General features: G+C 43.0%; 16 protein-coding genes. 13 read left to right on the top strand and 3 right to left on the bottom strand.

Annotated features, from left to right (window positions below; genetic code table 11):
* Positions 1-5: 5 nt before the first annotated feature.
* On the top strand, positions 6-770 hold the full coding sequence (dagF, locus tag LACSTY_RS13515; RefSeq protein WP_087913021.1) for a 2-dehydro-3-deoxy-phosphogluconate aldolase: 765 nt from the start codon (positions 6-8) through the stop codon (positions 768-770).
* Between the two features lie 137 nt (positions 771-907).
* Here dagF and LACSTY_RS13510 read toward each other — a convergent pair whose 3' ends face one another.
* Positions 908-1,303: a hypothetical protein gene (locus LACSTY_RS13510; RefSeq protein WP_087913020.1), complete on the bottom strand. Its 396-nt coding sequence runs from the start codon at positions 1,301-1,303 to the stop codon at positions 908-910.
* 181 nt (positions 1,304-1,484) lie between these two features.
* Here LACSTY_RS13510 and LACSTY_RS13505 point away from each other — a divergent pair, with 181 nt between their 5' ends.
* The 8 genes from LACSTY_RS13505 to LACSTY_RS13470 all read left to right on the top strand — a co-directional run bounded on the left by LACSTY_RS13505 (position 1,485) and on the right by LACSTY_RS13470 (position 9,716).
* Positions 1,485-1,979 (top strand): PTS sugar transporter subunit IIB, encoded by a 495-nt coding sequence (locus tag LACSTY_RS13505; protein WP_087913019.1) that lies wholly within the window; start codon positions 1,485-1,487, stop codon positions 1,977-1,979.
* A complete protein-coding gene (locus LACSTY_RS13500) occupies positions 1,976-2,806 on the top strand; it encodes a PTS mannose/fructose/sorbose/N-acetylgalactosamine transporter subunit IIC (RefSeq protein WP_087913018.1) in 831 nt (276 codons plus the stop codon). Before LACSTY_RS13505 ends, LACSTY_RS13500 begins: the two co-directional genes overlap by 4 nt.
* On the top strand, positions 2,796-3,617 hold the full coding sequence (locus LACSTY_RS13495) for a PTS system mannose/fructose/sorbose family transporter subunit IID (RefSeq protein ID WP_087913017.1): 822 nt from the start codon (positions 2,796-2,798) through the stop codon (positions 3,615-3,617). Before LACSTY_RS13500 ends, LACSTY_RS13495 begins: the two co-directional genes overlap by 11 nt.
* A 61-nt stretch (positions 3,618-3,678) precedes the next feature.
* Positions 3,679-4,098 carry a PTS sugar transporter subunit IIA gene (locus LACSTY_RS13490; RefSeq protein ID WP_087913016.1) on the top strand — a complete coding sequence of 140 codons (420 nt, stop codon included), beginning with the start codon at positions 3,679-3,681 and terminating at the stop codon, positions 4,096-4,098.
* A gap of 37 nt (positions 4,099-4,135) precedes the next feature.
* Positions 4,136-5,188, top strand: a complete 1,053-nt coding sequence (locus LACSTY_RS13485) for a LacI family DNA-binding transcriptional regulator (protein WP_161492254.1) — start codon at positions 4,136-4,138, stop codon at positions 5,186-5,188.
* Positions 5,185-6,612, top strand: coding sequence for a DUF4874 domain-containing protein (locus LACSTY_RS13480; RefSeq protein WP_087913014.1), 1,428 nt, complete (start codon positions 5,185-5,187; stop codon positions 6,610-6,612). Before LACSTY_RS13485 ends, LACSTY_RS13480 begins: the two co-directional genes overlap by 4 nt.
* Before the next feature lie 11 nt (positions 6,613-6,623).
* Positions 6,624-8,081, top strand: coding sequence for a DUF4874 domain-containing protein (locus tag LACSTY_RS13475; RefSeq protein WP_087913013.1), 1,458 nt, complete (start codon positions 6,624-6,626; stop codon positions 8,079-8,081).
* Positions 8,082-8,093: 12 nt separating this feature from the next.
* On the top strand, positions 8,094-9,716 hold the full coding sequence (locus LACSTY_RS13470; RefSeq protein ID WP_087913012.1) for a hypothetical protein: 1,623 nt from the start codon (positions 8,094-8,096) through the stop codon (positions 9,714-9,716).
* Positions 9,717-10,080: 364 nt separating this feature from the next.
* Here the strand turns inward: LACSTY_RS13470 and LACSTY_RS13465 are convergent, their stop codons facing one another.
* Positions 10,081-10,254, bottom strand: a complete 174-nt coding sequence (locus tag LACSTY_RS13465; RefSeq protein WP_410055328.1) for a helix-turn-helix domain-containing protein — start codon at positions 10,252-10,254, stop codon at positions 10,081-10,083.
* A 305-nt stretch (positions 10,255-10,559) separates the two neighbouring features.
* Here LACSTY_RS13465 and LACSTY_RS13460 point away from each other — a divergent pair, with 305 nt between their 5' ends.
* From LACSTY_RS13460 to LACSTY_RS13445, 4 genes are all read left to right on the top strand, one after another.
* Entirely contained in the window at positions 10,560-11,045 is a 486-nt protein-coding gene (locus LACSTY_RS13460) for a PTS sugar transporter subunit IIA (protein WP_087913010.1), read from the top strand.
* Positions 11,046-11,121: 76 nt separating this feature from the next.
* Positions 11,122-11,865, top strand: coding sequence for a MurR/RpiR family transcriptional regulator (locus LACSTY_RS13455; RefSeq protein ID WP_087913009.1), 744 nt, complete (start codon positions 11,122-11,124; stop codon positions 11,863-11,865).
* Positions 11,866-12,072: 207 nt separating this feature from the next.
* The gene (locus tag LACSTY_RS13450; protein ID WP_087913008.1) at positions 12,073-13,677 is read left to right on the top strand and encodes a PTS transporter subunit EIIC; all 1,605 of its coding nucleotides are present in this window, start codon (positions 12,073-12,075) and stop codon (positions 13,675-13,677) included.
* Between the two features lie 11 nt (positions 13,678-13,688).
* The gene (locus LACSTY_RS13445; protein WP_087913007.1) at positions 13,689-15,074 is read left to right on the top strand and encodes a 6-phospho-alpha-glucosidase; all 1,386 of its coding nucleotides are present in this window, start codon (positions 13,689-13,691) and stop codon (positions 15,072-15,074) included.
* Positions 15,075-15,173: 99 nt separating this feature from the next.
* Here LACSTY_RS13445 and LACSTY_RS13440 read toward each other — a convergent pair whose 3' ends face one another.
* The gene (locus tag LACSTY_RS13440; protein WP_087913006.1) at positions 15,174-16,901 is read right to left on the bottom strand and encodes a sigma-54-dependent Fis family transcriptional regulator; all 1,728 of its coding nucleotides are present in this window, start codon (positions 16,899-16,901) and stop codon (positions 15,174-15,176) included.
* Positions 16,902-17,033 lie beyond the last annotated feature (132 nt).

Raw genomic sequence — 17,033 nt, 5'->3', positions numbered from 1 at the left:
TTCTCATGAATCTAATCCCAAACTATTACAAAAATCGTGTTGCGCTGAACGTTTTGGCTGGCTCCATTGAAAACGCCAAAGCGATCTACGAAGCCGCCGAAGGCCATGTGGTCGTGGGTGTTTTGACCAAAAACTATGATACCGACGAAGCCGCGATTGAAGATATGAAAAAATACCAGGAAGTCACCGACAACGGCTTGTCAGTCGGCCTCGGCGCTGGCGACCCGAACCAAAGTGCGATGGTCAGCCGCGTTTCCAAGATCTTGCAGCCGCAGCACGTCAATCAAGTCTTCACCGGCGTCGGCACCAGTCGGGCACTTTTGGGGCAAGCCGACACCGTGATTAACGGGTTGGTTTCGCCAACCGGCAAAGTCGGCGTGGTCAACATTGCCACCGGTCCAAAAAGTAGTCAAAAAGCGGCAGCGGAAGTACCAGTCGAAACGGCCATCGCCTTGTTACAGGACATGGGCGGCACCAGCTTCAAATTCTTCCCCATGGGTGGTTTGAAACACGAAGCCGAATTCCGTGCCGTTGCCCAAGCCTGCGCGGCAGAAGGGTTTAACCTCGAGCCGACCGGTGGCATTGATTTGGACAATTTTGAGGCTATTCTTCAAATCGCATTGGATGCCGGCGTTAAGCAGATCATTCCGCATGTCTATAGTTCGATTATCGACAAGGCGACTGGTTTGACGCGTCCGGAAGATGTTGCTGCGTTGTGGCGGATTACCAAGCGATTGGTGGATGCTAGTGAGTTGGTGGCAGCGGAGTAAGAAGTTTTTTGCAGCGAAGTGTATTTGGAAGTCATAGAAGTTAAAAGCCTACAGATCAAGCAAAATGCTTTTTGCGTGTTGCTTGATCTGTAGGCTTTTTTGAACGTTGAGGTCCTTTTGGTAGCAAAGGGTCGTGACTAAGCAATTCGACGAAGTTCTAGTCCCTGCCTATAAGTTAGTCCTAGTTGCAATAACATGAAAATGCCGAAGATTATGATCGAAATGGTATTTTGAGAAAAGTCAATAAACCGTTGAAGTGTCTGTGGCAACAGAAACATTGCAAGAATCATCAGCGTCATCAATAAAATGCCATGACGATTTGGTTGAATCGTATAGCGGGCGTTTGTTTGAATAATCGTGTAATTTTTCGAACGATTAATCAGGCTTTGAACAAGGCGAATTTGGTCTCCTTTTTTCAAGTTGAGTTTTAAGGCTAGACCTTCATAGACAGAGCCAACAGGTTGACCATTGACGAAGACTAATGTGGGAGCATTGCTCCGCATTGGCGATTTTGGTCGTTGCAAGATGATCATTTCTTTACCCTCCAATTGAAACCAAGAACTTGAATGCAAACCAAGCTTAAACACAAAAGAAAGCGCTGTCAAATAAATTTACTTAAGACAAAATTGTTTACAAAACAGAAAAAACGGGTTAAAATCTGTGCGTAAAATGAAAGCGCTATCAATTGGTTTTTTGGAGATTGGAGGAAAGATGATGACAATCGTCAATGTGCGAGTGGATGGTCGATTGATTCATGGGCAAGTAGCACGAATCTGGACGGGTGCTGTCAATGCAACACGCATTATGGTAGTTGGCGACAAAGTTGCAAGTGATGACTTGGAAAAAACTGCGCTAAAGCTAGCGAGACCAAGTCAGGTAGCACTAAGTATTTTGCCGCCGGATCGAGCAGGGGCAAACTTTCTTGCTGGCCGTTACAACAGTCAAAATGTTTTCATTGTCACGCGTGAGCCAGAAGCCCTTCTTCAGTTGGTAGAAGCGGGGGTTCCAATAAAGGAGGTTAATGTTGGTAACTTACCGACTGGAGAAGACAGAACGTCAATCTTTAAAAGTGTCGCTGTTTCAAGTGACGACGCTCAGGTATTTAAAAAGTTAGCAGCACACGATGTTCGAATTTACCATCAAATGGTTCCAAACGACCCTCAGGAAGACTTTATGGCAGCCCTAAAGAAGGAGGAGTCTTCATTATGAATCAATTGAGTATGGCTCAAATTATCCTATTGTCGTTATTTGCTTTTTTTCAAATTAATGAAATTATCACGTTGGGAATCGGTTTTGGGAACCCGGTTAATGCTGGTTTAATTGCTGGTCTGATTGTTGGTGACATGAAACTTGGGCTGGCGGTCGGTGCAACATTGCAGTTAATGATCCTTGGCGTCGGTACTTTTGGCGGTGCTTCGATTCCGGATTATGCCACAGGGGCAATTATTGGGACTGCCATTGCTCATATCTCTGGTAAGGGTATTAATTATGGGATTGGTGTTGGCATCCCTGTTGGCTTGTTGATGGTGCAACTGGATATTTTGGCACGATTTGCTAATACGTATTTTGCACACCGAATTAATCATGCAATCGGGAAAAATGACGACAAAGCAGTGGTGAGAAATTCGCTATATGGCGCAATACCTTGGGGGATTTCTCGAGCATTGCCGGTATTCTTAGTCTTAATTTTTGGCGAATCCTTTGTCAAAAATGTTCTGAATTATTTGCCACAATGGCTGATGGGTGGATTGAAAGCAGCTGGGACCATGCTACCAGCAGTCGGTATTGCAATTTTAATGCATTATCTACCTATTAAGAAATTTGCACCTTATATTATTTTTGGATTCATCGCCGCCGCCTACTTGAAGATACCGATGCTCGGTGTTGCCTTGGCCGGTGTCGGATTCGCTATTCTTTACTATCAAAAGCTAATGAATAGTAATGGTGAACAGCCTCATATTAAGGGAGACGGGTTAGATACGGAGAAGGCCAAGGAACTCGGTATTGGAGAGGAGATTACGGGCGATGAAGAATGAGACGACAGCTCAACCTGTACAAAAGTTGACCAAGAAAGATTTAAGAAGTGCAAATATTCGCTGGATTTTTACCTCATCTCTTAGTTGGAACTATGAAACGATGATGGCCCCAGGATATGTTGGTTCGCAAATGCCTATCTTGCGCCGCTTGTATGGTAATGATCCTGAGAAGATGAAGCGGATGATGGCACTGCAAGCCGAGTTCTTCAATACAAGTCCGCATATGGGATCCATCATTCAAGGGATTGACATTGCGTTAGAGGAACAGCAAGGCACCGCGGCCGAAGATGCGATTCGTGGCGTAAAGACTGGTTTAATGGGTCCCTTTGCTGCTGTCGGTGATACGTTATTGGGTACTGTTCAGTCAACCATCTTCGGGGCAATTGCTTCTTACATGGCGCTGAAAGGAAATCCGACTGGCTCAATTCTATGGATGGGCGCTCTGGCTGTTCTATATATTTGGGGATTTACTTGGATGCCGTTTGCTTATAAACGTGGTGTTGAACTCGTCACAACGATGAGTTCACGTTTAGCAGCTTTGACCGATGCTGCAACCCTTCTCGGCGTGACTGTTATCGGGGCGTTGATCCCGACAGTTATTAATATTAATGTCCCGTTTGTATTCAAAGTCGGCAAAGTAACGATGAAGCTACAGAGCACGCTGAATCAGATCATGCCATCGCTAGTGCCAATTTTGTTAGTCGCATTCGTTTACTGGTTGTTGGATCGTAAGCATATGAATTCTACCCGTGCGACATGGTTTGTGTTGATTTTGGCGATTGTTCTCTATAATTTGAAAATTGTTGGCTAACTTAAAAATGGCTCAACTTAAAAGGTTGGGTCATTTCTTTTAAAGAATAGGTGGTGTCACGATGCAAGTAATTTTGTTAAGCCATGGCCAATTTGCTGAGGAAATCCTAAAAAGTGCAGAAATGATTCTTGGCAACTTAAACAACTTTACTGCTTTAGGTCTTCAACCAAGTGAAGGACCAGACCAGTTGGCTGAACGAGTGAAAAGGTTAATTGATTCGAGCGATGATACAGATAAGTTGATTATTGTTGATTTATTGGGTGGAACGCCGAGCAATGTTGCGATAAACATGATGGTCCAGAACCCAGGTCTGCGAGTGCTGAGCGGTTTAAATCTTCCAATGATTGTGGCCATTGTCAATCAAACATTGTTAGGACAAAAGTTATCAAATCAGGAAATTATCCAAGCTGGGCAACAAGGCGTTTTAGATGTTAGGGAAGCTGTAAATAATCTCAGCACTAATGAAGATGATGAAACATGAACGGCAAAAGAGTTATTCGTTAAAGAGGGAAGTTGCTATGGTCAGTATTCGTAAGATTGCAGAAGAGGCAAATGTTTCACCTGGAACCGTTTCTAGAGTTCTTAATCGTGATCCAACTTTGTCTGTGACAGCGCAAACGCGGTACAAGATAGAGATGATTGCGAAACGGCTTAATTATTCTAAGTTGACGCGTAAGGTGCCACTGACCATTGCGCTATTGGCGACAATGGATTTAGACGAAGCAACATCAAATATCTATTATCAGCACGTTAAGCAAGGGATCATAGGAGAATTAAAAAGAATCGGTGCCAGATTAGGTCCCACGGTGTATCTCAGTTCGGCGATAACGCAACAAGCCTCTGACAGCATTAAGTACGCAGACGGGGTTATCGTGATTGGGGGGTTAACTCGAAACGGTCTTGAACATGTTCTTCAACTTAACAACCATGCAGTGGTGATTGATGACCGCTACGAATCTATTCAGGTTGATCGCGTTAACGCCGATTCAGCCAATGGAGCGAAGCAGGCGTTGGCGCATTTAGACGAATGGGCAAAAGGCGATATTGTTTACGTTGGTGGCAAACGTTATGTCACAGATCTTGATGGCACAAAGACGAAAACTGACGATGAAATTCGTTTGAAGACTTACCAAGCATGGATGCAAGCGCACACAGGCAAAGATGGGAAAGCAATCTTGGTTGGTTGGGATTGTAATGCCGGATATGAAGCCGCGAAACGTTTAGCTGGGTTGCCGAACCTTCCCAAAGGCATTTTGGCCGGGAACGACACGCTGGCGATGGGCGTTATGCGCGGACTTCATGAAGCCGGTTATCACGCGCCCAAAGATTATCACATCATTGGATTTGACGACATTCAGGAGTCACAGTATTTTATCCCGCGGCTTTCATCCGTCCACATTCCTGAAGATGAACTTGGTCGAACGGCTGTGCATGCGGTTCAAGCTCGATTGAATAAGTGGCGTTCTGCAACGTCAACGAATCTACTGAGTGTTGAATTGAAATTACGAGAAAGCACAGGCGACGAACATTATGATAGACAACGAGATGACAAGGAGGAAAAGGTAGAATGAAGACAGTCATAACGCCAAAAATGTTGCCGGGTAGCGCGTCTAAAGAACTGTTAAAAAATCCGGACAGAGGGTTTCGACTTGAAACATATTTAAACGTTGCAAGTAACAAAGGCATTTACGAGTATGCTGACTGGAACGCGATTGATGCACTTAAACATGAGTTCTCACTGTACAGTGAAGAGAAGCCAACAATCGCACAAGTTTATTTTTATTTAACTGATTATCGTGATATTCCCCTTGATGAAAAAGCATTCCAGAATATGCAAGCCTACTTCGATGTCATCAATCAGCTGCATTTGAAGGCACTGCTTAGGTTTGCTTATGTTTGGGATGATGCAAATCCAACAAAGCAATCAGCGACGCTATCGATGATGAAAACGCATCTCCAGCAGTTGGCATCATTGCTTCAAAAGAATCGTTCGGCAATTTATGCGTTGCAAGCCGGGATGATTGGTGCATGGGGAGAGTGGGCGTTTCGTTCAAGAGAAAAGATTGACGAAACCGAGCTTCTTAAGAGCCTTTTGGTTAATACGCCAAATGATCTTAAGATTCAGGTGCGGTATTTGAACATTAAAAATCGGAATCTGAGTGTTGATGATTCTGTTAGCCTAAGTCGAATCGGATTCCACGATGATTTCTTAATTGGCATACCGCACATGTGGAATACAGCCGGTAAAAATAAAGAATCAAGTGAGTATCAGCAATTGTTGCGTGATTCGAAACAGACATTGGTTGATGGTGAAATGAGTTGGTTTTGGGCAAACCCTATTTATTTAAAGACCCCCTTCATTGACCCCGTGATGATGGTTGACCGACTAGTGAGTGGTTCATTCACAACGCTCAGCTTGGCGCATAACTATCGTGAGGGACAAACAGGATCGTTTACATCAACGACCTGGAAGAATGAACTCAAACGAAACGGGGTCTCAGAACAAGAACTACCTTCTGGCGGATCACTGGCGGCATGGAAGAAGGTGCCGATCACACCTCAAATTTTGCGTGATCACCATTGGCCATTCCAGGAAAGCTGGTTTGTTGATGAAAAACAAAGACCAATTCAACGTAATTACTTTGAATATATCCGTGATTATTTAGGCTATCGCGTTTCAGTGAAAAGCATCACCTATGATCCCAAAGCTGACATCGTTCAAGTCATTTTGCGTAATGACGGGTTTGCTGCACCATTAGGGCTTGACCGTATCAGCTTGATGGTGACTGGCCAAACTCATCAGACACTGGGAAAAGTAAGTTTACCCAAAGCTTCTCTTGTCAGTGGCAAAGATGTAGGTTTTGTTGTGCCTATTCAAGAAGGACAGAAGCCATTTAGACTTGGCGTCTCGCTCAAAGCTACAAACGGCGAAGCGGCAAGACTTGCTAATTTGAGCGAATTTGATGATGGCATTAACTGGTTTGCATTTTCGTGAGGTGTATTGTCATGGGAAAAACGATCAAGTTGGTGTTTCTGATTGGGTTGGTGTTGATTGGCGTCGTCCTCTTTCCTAATTCAGTCAATGCAAGGGCCGCAAGTGGGCAAGACATTCCGGTAAAGGCATTGACTGCCGGCCTAGACAATCAGCTACTGAACAATCAAGATCGCGGTCTTAGAATGGAGGTCAATTTAGATGTCCATTCTGGTATGGGTCTTTGGGGAAACTCAAATAAAACCGGTATCGAGCAACTGGAGCAAGCCGTCAGCAATTTTAGCAGTGATCAGCCGAAATTAGCTCAAGTTTATTTTTATTTGACAGCTTACAAAGATAAACCATTAGACGATCAGGCATTTTCTGAAATGAATGATTATTTCCAAGCGCTATCGCAACACCATATCAAGGCAGTTTTGCGTTTTGCCTACATTTGGGATGATTCTAATCCAAAAGCGCAAGAACCAACAACAGCTACCGTTTTGCAACATTTACACCAGTTAGAACCGTGGATTAAAGCTCATCGTAATCAGATTTCAGTGCTACAAGCGGGTTTAATTGGCTCGTGGGGCGAATGGGATGGTGGCGCACGAAGGAGAATGGACGAAAAATCCATTTTGCAAACTTTACTTGCAGTCACGCCGAAAGATCTGCCAATTCAAGTGCGGTATTACAATATTAAAGCTAACGATGTCGACAAGAATTCGGCCGATTGGAATCGCGTTGGTTTTCATGATGACTATCTGATTGGAGATCTTCATGAATGGAATACGGCGGGAAATGATCCCAACTCGGCGACTTGGAAGGCAATGGCGGCGGAGTCAAAGATAGTTCCTGTAGATGGCGAAATGATTTGGGGTGTCACTAATGCTAGCGATCACGGTGGGAAACTCATTTCAGCCAAGTTAATCGCAAAGCGTTTAGCCCAACATCATTTTACATCCCTAAGTTTAGCGCACAATTACAAAGAAGACGGTCAACCATATTCGATGGTGAGTTGGCAACACCAATATATTAATCGTGCCGTTTTGGATCGACTCGCGTTACCATATCAGCCATCTTGGTTTAAAAAATCAGGTGGCGAGAATGCTAATCGGACTTGGTTTGACTACATTCGCGATTATTTAGGCTACCGAATTGCCTTGACGAGGGCAAATAAATCAATTGCTAATGGTCAAACCACGTATCAGTTGACCTTGAAGAATTACGGCTTTGCTGCGCCAATGCTAACGTCACAAGCTAAGTTTGTGTTACTGGATAAAGATAAAAAGATTGTTGCCGAAAAGCCTATCAATGATTTCAAGCATCTCCAATCTAGAAGCGAAGTGACAATAAGTTGGTCTGTTCCGGAAACGAATCAGACGAAGGCCAAGTATCTTGCTTTCTTTTTTGCAGGGTACGATGGCACAGGAAACCGGCTGGCTAATGATCTGGCATTTTTAGATGGCTATAACATCATTTCAACATTTTAAGAGGAGAAGGTCATGAAAGAAAAGAAAAAAATGAGTCTCCTTGGCTTGTTCATCACTATCTTGAGTGGCTGGTATCTAATCGCCAGTTCGAGACCAATTGCGGTTAATGCAACGTCTAGTGGGCTGGAGACCTCTGGCAATTTAACGCCAAAAGTTTCAGCCAGTGGCATTACGGGCGTTGAAGGCACAAGTGATAGTAGCTGGTCACTTCTGGCAAATGCCAGTAATACGCAAGATGTGAATTTTATAAAAAGTGACAATGCCTATTTTCAGTATGATTACAAGGAGCCCGTAACGGTTGCCGGGATAAGGTTGACGGGCTGGTGGCCAAATGGGCAGGGTGTCAGCAACGTGACGTTTGCTTCGAAGAGCTCGGATGGAACGTGGCACATGAACGAACCAACTTCTATTAGATGGGCATCAAAAGGCGCTGGTCCTGAAACACTCCAAGTCGCTTTGAAAACGATCTTGAAGACCCAAAGCTATCGGATCTATATTAATGCGGCTAATCATTCGTGGGGGAGTAAAATAACAATGCACCAAGTTCAACCCATTGTGCAACAGAGTCAGGATGCCGTAACAGCCCCCGAAGTCACAGTTGATGGCTTAACACTCACTGCCGGAACCGCTGACAACTTGGTTAACAATCCTGAGCACCATGATATTGATCTCGTGCCAAGTAGCGGACAGAACAGCATCGTCTATCAGTATGAAGGCTCAGTCTACGTAGACTCATTGAATTTGATTGGCTGGTTTCCGCAAGACCAAGGGGTGAAAACGCTTACCATTCAATATGAAGAAAATGGTACGTGGAAAGATGCCGGTAATGCAAATATTCACGTACCGTGGAAGACTCCCGCCGGTCAAGCAAAGGAGGAACCCTTGAGCTTGGCTCTAAAAAATCCAATCATTGCCTCTAAATTTCGAATAGTGATCAATGACTACTTTGCAAGCTTTGGCAAGAAAATCTCAATGAAGCTCTTGGCACCAAACCCAACAAGGATTGGACTGGATACCTCTGCTACTGATATGACTTCTGCCTATAGGTTAATTCAGAGTTTTGGATTGGTCGGGACAGCGGCAGGTGAATTTCAAACACAAGCGATGGCTGACTTTGTGGTTGACGGACAGAAGATTATTGAAAAATTGAACGTAGCAACAGATGATCAGCAGACGACATTAAAACAGCAGTTTGAAGATGAGGTAGTAAAATTATCTGGAACCCAACCGGATAGTGAGGCTGAACTTTCCCTGCAAAATGCTAACTTGAGTGAAATTACACCTTTAAAATGGCTTGCTGACCAGCAGTTAGGTACGTTCGTTGATCTTACGTCTCCACCGTCTGCAGGAACAGCCAGCGTCATCTTGAAACTGAAAAATAATCAGTCTGTTTCGAGCTTGACAGTAAATGTTCCAGATCAAAAGTTTGCGCCTAACCACCTTCAAATCTTTGCGAAGGTGAGTGGTAGCTGGCAGTCGGTATATGATGATTCATTGACTTGGTCATCTGACTGGTTTGATGACGATAGTGTTGCGGGACAGAAAGTGCTCTTTTCCAGTACTGTTAACACGAATGAGCTCAGGGTCGATTTGCCTGAAGGGAGATCTAGGATAAGCGAGTTGGATATCCAGTAGTGGAATTTGTTGTGGTTAATGTGTGCTTATAGATGGGGCAGTGACGATGGCTTAGCGGAACGTGTTACAAGAGGTGCGATAATGTACTGGTGTAGCCTCTATATTTTTTTGTTCGAGCTTTGGATATCCATGACATCAGGTTACTTCAGGCATCAGCTTGCTGTGAAGTTAAAAGCCTACTGACGACTATGCGCGGTAGGCTTTTTGTCATGCTGATTTTAGTGGGTATTAATGCAATCGTAAATAGGCATTCTGGTATCGATACCACATCGGTTTAGTAGTCTTAAGTGATGCGAAATTTTGCCACATATTAGCCAATTTGCTAAGTGATCGAAATTTTCAACTTAAGGCCAAAGCCAGTGGCTTAACGATTAAGCGGCGTAAACGACGGCACAGAGTCAAGTAACTCGATTTTGGCTAGCTGAGACTGTGTCATTCCGATCTTTTTAGCCAGTTCGCGTTGAGAAACACCTTGTAGAATGCGCTCGCTGTGCAATTTTGCGAGGGTGATGATGATATACGATCCTTGTGGTGGCATGTTTACGTTCATCTTTTTTGAATTCGTTCCAGGTTACCACGGTGTTTGCTCCTTTATGTGCGAATAGATTGCTAGCACATTCGACTTTGGCGGCTCGACTTCATTAATTCAACCTCAAAAAAATTGACATCATATTTGCAATCAAAATGAACTCGACGAGCACAAACTCGCGACAGAGACGAACCGAGCAAAAAGAAACCGTTTACAATATTTTTGTATTTCTGTACAATCAAAAATAACGACTATAACTTTTCGGCTTGTCAAAGCCTGGAATAGTTTATTGGCGAAGAAGGGGAGGATCACTGATGTTCGGTTTATTCAAGAAAGAAAAGCGCGAAGTTTATGTGGCTCCGGTGACTGGTCGACTAATGCCATTGGAGGATCTCAAGGATGGTGTTTTCTCAGAAAAAATGATGGGCGAGGGGTATGCTATTGCACCGGAAGAGAACACAGTTTATGCACCAATTTCAGGTGTCATAAGCTCGGTCTTTCCGACTAAACATGCAATTGGCATAACATCGGGAACAGGCTTGGAAGTTTTAGTGCACATGGGAATTGATATAGTTGAGATGGATGGTACGCCTTTTGAAACCAGAATCTCGGCTGGTGATGAAGTTGAAGTAGGTGACGAACTATCCACGATTAACATTACCGAAATCAAAGATTCAGGACGTAATCCGGCAATTGTAGTGGTCTTCACGAATATGAATAAGGTGAAGGATTTTTCGGCTGTCAATGCAAAACAGGTGGTGCATGGTGACCCTGTGACAACGCTGACTTACACAGATTAATTGTTAGGGGTGTCTGACCCTCAAAGGACTATTTTTCGATTAATTACTAGCTTTGTCGAAAGGACAATTGATAAGAGTGAAATTAGAGAAGTTGGTTGCGAGTAAGCATCTGTCCGAAACCGAACTGACAGTATTGCAATACATGATCGCTAACATTGACCGTGTGCTGGACATGGGTGTTCGCGAGGTGGCGAAGGCAAACTATACTTCAGCAACCACGGTGATGCGACTGGCACATAAAATGGGCTATCGTGGTTTTATTGAACTCCAATACAAATTAATGACGATGTTACGTAATGGTGAAACTGGAATTCAGGCGACACACGATTCTCAAGATCCGCTGATCTCTGAAGCAACCAAGAAAAATAACATCATCAAGTTTCAAACTGTGGCGCAACAGATCGCATCTGTCGACAACAAGTGTCTATACGTTTACGCTGCAGGTTTCTCCAGTGTCATTGGAAATTACATGTTTAAAAAGTTTCAGATTCTGGGGAAGCGTTGTTTCTTCTCGACACCAGGTGACTCTGCTGCACTGTTAGAAAATTGCTTGGAAGATTTGGGCCTTTTTATCGTTGTTTCAAAATCTGGAGAAACACAAACTGTTATTGATAAAGCGACTTTGGTTAGCAGTCTGTTGGTACCTATTGTGGCTTTTACGGGCAAAGATGATAGCTCATTGGCGAAAATAGCAAATTGGGCCATCGCGGTTCCAGACGAATTTCCATTAGATGATCTAAATCAACGTGCATCATTGTTTTATCCTAGAATGTTGACGGCGTTTGAATTGGTAATTAGCGAAGTGGAAAAGTTGGCTTGATGTTTAATAGCTGTAGGAAGTTATTAATAGTTGGTGTATACGCACTAATTAACCAGACGATAGGGAACCTGTTCCGAGTGAACAAAACGGGTTCCCTATTGTTGTGTAAGGGTTTTCAACAGGGGCACATTTTGCTAAATTAAGGCTATCAACAATGAGGCTTGCTTAGTTGAGAAACTTGTTTAGCAGATTTGAGAGGTGAAAAGAATGAAACAAAAGGTCATGGATGGCTTACAGCGATTTTCGAAAGCGATGTTTGTTCCTGTATTGATATTACCGATTGCTGGTATTTTGATAGCAATCGGTAATATCTTCACGAATCAGAAGCTTCTCGAAGTTGCACCCTTTATGAATAATCCGGTGACCAAAGGATTTGGGCTAATTCTATCAGGTTCCTTGGTATCAATTCTGACGAACCTTGGGGTGATTTTCTGTGTGGGGTTGGCAGTTGGCCTGGCAAAGAAAAAGAAAGCGGAAGCCGGTTTTACCGCATTATTGACGTTCCTTGTCTTCATCAATGCGATGAACAAATTTATGGAATTGCGCGGTATTCTTTCTAAGGCAGAAAATCTTCAAGGAACAGGTCAAGCATCAGTACTCGGTGTTCAAATTTTAGATATGGGCGTTTTCCTGGGCATCATACTTGGTATCACCGTGGGTTACATCCATAACAGGTTCGTCGATATAGAGTTCCGCAGTGCGTTTCAAATATACGGTGGGAGTCGATTTGTTTTTATTGTTCTAATTCCGGTGACTGTTTTATTGGCGGTCGTGCTTACGTATGTCTGGCCTTTCATCCAGATGGGTATTTCCGGATTAGGTGGGGTCATCAATAAGACTGGTAACTTTGGATTGTTCCTCTACGGCTCGTTGGAACGTTTACTAATCCCAACCGGCCTGCATCATTTAATTTATACACCATTCTTATATACCTCACTTGGTGGCGTTCAAGAAATTGGTGGGCATATTTTTGAAGGAGCAAGAAATATTTATTATGCTGAAATGGCGGATCCGAGCATCCACTTGCTGTCCCGCTCCGTTATATGGGATGCTCGGGGAATCTCAAAAATGTTTGGTTTGATCGGTGCATGTTTAGCAATGTATCAGATGGCTAAACCAGAAAATAAGAATAAAGTAAAAGCCATTTTGATCCCGGCAGTAGTCACTTCGTTCTTGGCTGGTGTTACAGAACCAATTGAATTTTCCTTTATGTTCATTGCCCCATTGTTATTTGTTGTACACGCAGCGCTGAGTGGCCTTAGTATGGTGGCTCTGAATATCCTTAATGTCAGGGCAATTGGTCCCAATGGTTTCCTTGATTTTCTACTTTATAATCTGCCATTGGGTATAGGAAAAACTCATTGGCCAATGTACATTCTCGTTGGAGTTGTGTTCTTCTTTATCTACTATTTCACGTTTAGATTCTTGATTAGTAAGTTTAATTTGAAGACGATCGGACGTGAAGATAGTGATCAAGAAACAAGACTTTACAGCAAATCAGATTATCAAGAAAAACAACAGGCAAAACCTGTTCAGACACCAAAAGATGATCGCCGCGTACCAGCTACAACTATTATTGAAGCGCTTGGTGGCGCGGATAATGTTGAAAGCGTCACGAATTGTTACACAAGACTGCGAACCGTTTTGAGAGATCCGAATTTGGTGGATGAGTCTACCCTGAAGAATGTTACAGGTGCCAGTGGCGTCATCAAGAAAGGGAACAACGTGCATGTCGTTTATGGCTTAGCAGTGACAAAAGTGCGAGCTGCAGTAGATGAAGCTTTAGGTATTGATGCAGCAGAAGTTGAATAGGAGTGGTTATAATGAACGAATCAAAGAAGTTTTCAGTTGTTATTGCAGGTGGTGGCAGTACTTATACGGCTGGTATTGTGATGATGCTCTTAGCAAACATAGAGCGTTTTCCGTTGCGAGTTCTAAAACTTTACGATACTGATGCAAATCGCCAGGCAACAATTGCAGAAGCGATTGCGATTGAACTTAACGAGAAAGCCCCGGACATTGATTTTACTTGGACGACTGATCCTGAGTCAGCATTCACAGATGTTGATTTTTGCTTCGCGCACATTCGTTCCGGTGGTTATAAAATGCGTGAACTGGACGAAAAGATTCCTTTAAAGCATCATGTGGTGGGACAAGAGACATGCGGCCCCGGTGGTATTGCATACGGGATGCGCAGTATTGGCGATATCATTGAACTAATTGACTTCATGGAGAAATATTCACCGGATTGTTGGATGCTAAATTACTCCAACCCAGCATCAATTGTGGCCGAAGCCTGCCGTCGATTACGACCTAATGCAAAAATTATGAATATATGTGACATGCCAGTTGGCACGCAACGGAGAATGTCACAAATTGTTGGCTTAAAGCCACAAGACTTGGAGGTGCGCTATTTTGGCATGAACCATTTTGGCTGGTGGACGAGTGTGAAGGACAAAGCTGGGCATGAGTATCTGCCGCAAATTCGCGATTATGTGGCTCATCATGGATACCTGACTCAAGTAGAAGTCGATACCCAGCACATGGATGCGAGTTGGCAAGCAACCCATAAAAAGGCACAGGATTTGCTTGCGGTGGATCCAAATTATTTGCCTAACACTTATTTGAAATATTATTTGTATCCAGACTATGTGGTGGCACATTCAAACCCTGATTATACGCGAGCAAATGAAGTTGAAGATGGGCGTGAGAAACGGGTCTTTACAGCGGCTCAAAAAATCATTGATGCAGGTACCAGCAAGGTTGGAGAATTTCAGATTGACAGTCATGCCTCCTTTATTGTTGATCTTGCACGCGCCATTGCATTTAATACTCATGAACGGATGCTACTGATAGTTGAAAACAATGGTGCAATTGCGAATATTGATGACGACATTATGGTTGAAGTTCCATGTATCGTCGGCAAAGATGGTGCCGAACCATTAACCCAAGGCAAGATTCCTTTATTCCAGCGCGGGATGATTCTCAATCAAGCTATGGTTGAAAAGCTTGTTGTAGATGCGTGGATCAATCATGATTATCAGGAACTATGGCAGGCATTGACATTGTCAAAAACATTGCCCAGTGCTCAAGTTGCCAAGGAAGTGCTAGATGATCTAATCATTGCAAACCAAGCATATTGGCCAGAGTTAAGACATGCCAAACATGAAGTACGGTTGATGAGTGAAGAAGAGGTTGCAAAGGTATAACAATCTTAAAAAAGTCGCGGGAAAAACCGAGGCTTTTTTTGATGCAAACAAGGCACAAATTAGGGGATTTTAAAAATCAGAGATTGCATGCTTACCTGATCACTTTAAAATTCGCCACAGGGTGCTTCTGCTAATGCCAAGTTCTTTTGCAGTTTTCGTTCGGTTATCGGCGTTTTGTTTTAGCAGAATCGTGCAGATTTGCTTTTCGATTTTGGCTAATGTTTCTCCTTTGAACATTGAAATGTTTGATAAATCGCTACGTTGGGTTTGGTGGTATGCAAATTGCGCTTCCTCATTAAGGATCATTCGCTTGACCGAGTTACTTGAGATAAACGGGCCGTTAGTTTGTAAGACAAGTTGTTCCAGAACCCGTTTGAACTGGAAAAGGTTTTCTGGCCACGAATACGATTCAAGGATTGTCATTCCATCTTCACTTATACCGACCACACTTTTCTGGTACCTTTTGGAAAATTGATAGAGGTAAAGACTGACCAAAGATCCAATATCAGCTTTACGTTTTCTAAGAGGCGTAGTTGTAATCTGAAAGGTCGTATGGAAGCGACTTGCAACCGAATTTTGATGAGAGCCAGATCGATAAATTAGAAGAAAATGATTGTCGGTTGTTTCTGACATGTCACAGAAGCTCTGGAGAGTTTTCAGATATAAAGCATTCAATTTTTCAACACCACTAATAATGAAGAGAGCATGGTGGTCGAGCAAAGGTGAAGTGGCATTGTTGAATAACGCCCAGAATGCTGATTCTGACTTCATCTTATTTAAGTCAATTTTCCAATAATGATTAGCCTGTATCATTGACGCAAGATGCTCAGCAGCTGTTAACTTTGCCGTCCCTTTTTCGCCTATGAACAAAACATTCCTTCCTGATTTAGCGGCTAATTGGACGTCTTTCGACAAATTGCCGATGTTAACTGAACTTACATCCTGATTAGAAGCAGGAACAAAGCTTTTGATGGAGGAATCATTGTCAACTAAAGACTTAAGAGGTGTTACGAGAACATACCAAAGCCTATTTCGGAACCTTGCGTTGATTTGATATAGTTGTTCTTCAACACGTGAAAAGAGTGTGAACGCTTTGGTAGAGCCAGACAATACTTGTGGCTTTATTGTGTGAAGAATTGCTTGCTCATGTGCTTTTAAAAGCCCGTTATGATGCTGAGACTGTAAATGACAATTTTGATCAAGAACTAAGACTGACTGATCAAATGCACTCAGGGCGTTAACAACCGCTCTATTGCGATCATCTACCTTTTTCAGCTCTGTACCGAGATAGCGTGCTGATGAAAAGGCATTGTAAATACTCTCGTCGCCGGATTCAATCAAAATAGAATTGAGATTTGACTTCCGTGCTTCTTTAAAGGTGATGTTGTCGCCAATGATCATAGAGTAGTCCTGAGCTTTAAGCTGCTTGATGATGTTAGGCAACTCGGCAGACTTTGAAATAGTGACAATGTGCAACTCCTTTTCCAAAATCTGCCCCAGTATCTTAATCTTATCAGTCACGTTAGAGAATCCTATAAATGCATAATTATATTTGTATACTTCGACTAATCGAATGACTCGCAGGATATCCAGTAATGACAAGTCAATTTCGATGAGAGGCTTGTCTAGATTTTCACGAATGAGTTTTGCAGTTCCACCTCGGGAAACAATGACATCAAAATTCGCACTCTTTTTCTGCGCGATTTCCAATCCCTCCGTAAGATCGCCAACGTAGGATTCAATATAGAGTGTTTTGAACTTCTGCGCGATTTCATCCATTTTGTTTTTTAAGTTTGGATATGGTGCAATAGCTAGCACTTTAAGCATCGTTAATGCCCCCTGAACGTTTAAAAATTGAACGATTTTTATAATTACAGCTGTTTATTTGAGACGTGTTTCAAAAACGAACACAATCTGACCATATCCCGTTTGTTGATTTTTTGCAAGCGCTTTACATTA

The sequence above is a fragment of the Lacticaseibacillus styriensis genome (assembly GCF_030770295.1).
In the GTDB taxonomy this organism is placed as follows: Bacteria; Bacillota; Bacilli; order Lactobacillales; family Lactobacillaceae; genus Lacticaseibacillus; species Lacticaseibacillus casei.
Note: the sequence above shows the minus strand (reverse complement) of the source record. Positions and strands in the feature narration are given on the sequence as shown.

Bases quoted from the DNA above. Each gene is read 5' to 3' on its own strand.
- LACSTY_RS13450 (WP_087913008.1), top strand. From the start codon at position 12,073: ATGAAACAAAAGGTCATGGATGGCTTACAGCGATTTTCGAAAGCGATG.
- LACSTY_RS13475 (WP_087913013.1), top strand. From the start codon at position 6,624: ATGGGAAAAACGATCAAGTTGGTGTTTCTGATTGGGTTGGTGTTGATT.
- LACSTY_RS13505 (WP_087913019.1), top strand. From the start codon at position 1,485: ATGACAATCGTCAATGTGCGAGTGGATGGTCGATTGATTCATGGGCAA.
- LACSTY_RS13510 (WP_087913020.1), bottom strand. From the start codon at position 1,303: ATGATCATCTTGCAACGACCAAAATCGCCAATGCGGAGCAATGCTCCC.
- LACSTY_RS13460 (WP_087913010.1), top strand. From the start codon at position 10,560: ATGTTCGGTTTATTCAAGAAAGAAAAGCGCGAAGTTTATGTGGCTCCG.
- LACSTY_RS13495 (WP_087913017.1), top strand. From the start codon at position 2,796: ATGAAGAATGAGACGACAGCTCAACCTGTACAAAAGTTGACCAAGAAA.
- LACSTY_RS13440 (WP_087913006.1), bottom strand. From the start codon at position 16,901: ATGCTTAAAGTGCTAGCTATTGCACCATATCCAAACTTAAAAAACAAA.
- LACSTY_RS13445 (WP_087913007.1), top strand. From the start codon at position 13,689: ATGAACGAATCAAAGAAGTTTTCAGTTGTTATTGCAGGTGGTGGCAGT.
- dagF (WP_087913021.1), top strand. From the start codon at position 6: ATGAATCTAATCCCAAACTATTACAAAAATCGTGTTGCGCTGAACGTT.
- LACSTY_RS13490 (WP_087913016.1), top strand. From the start codon at position 3,679: ATGCAAGTAATTTTGTTAAGCCATGGCCAATTTGCTGAGGAAATCCTA.
- LACSTY_RS13465 (WP_410055328.1), bottom strand. From the start codon at position 10,254: ATGCCACCACAAGGATCGTATATCATCATCACCCTCGCAAAATTGCAC.
- LACSTY_RS13485 (WP_161492254.1), top strand. From the start codon at position 4,136: ATGGTCAGTATTCGTAAGATTGCAGAAGAGGCAAATGTTTCACCTGGA.
- LACSTY_RS13470 (WP_087913012.1), top strand. From the start codon at position 8,094: ATGAAAGAAAAGAAAAAAATGAGTCTCCTTGGCTTGTTCATCACTATC.
- LACSTY_RS13480 (WP_087913014.1), top strand. From the start codon at position 5,185: ATGAAGACAGTCATAACGCCAAAAATGTTGCCGGGTAGCGCGTCTAAA.
- LACSTY_RS13500 (WP_087913018.1), top strand. From the start codon at position 1,976: ATGAATCAATTGAGTATGGCTCAAATTATCCTATTGTCGTTATTTGCT.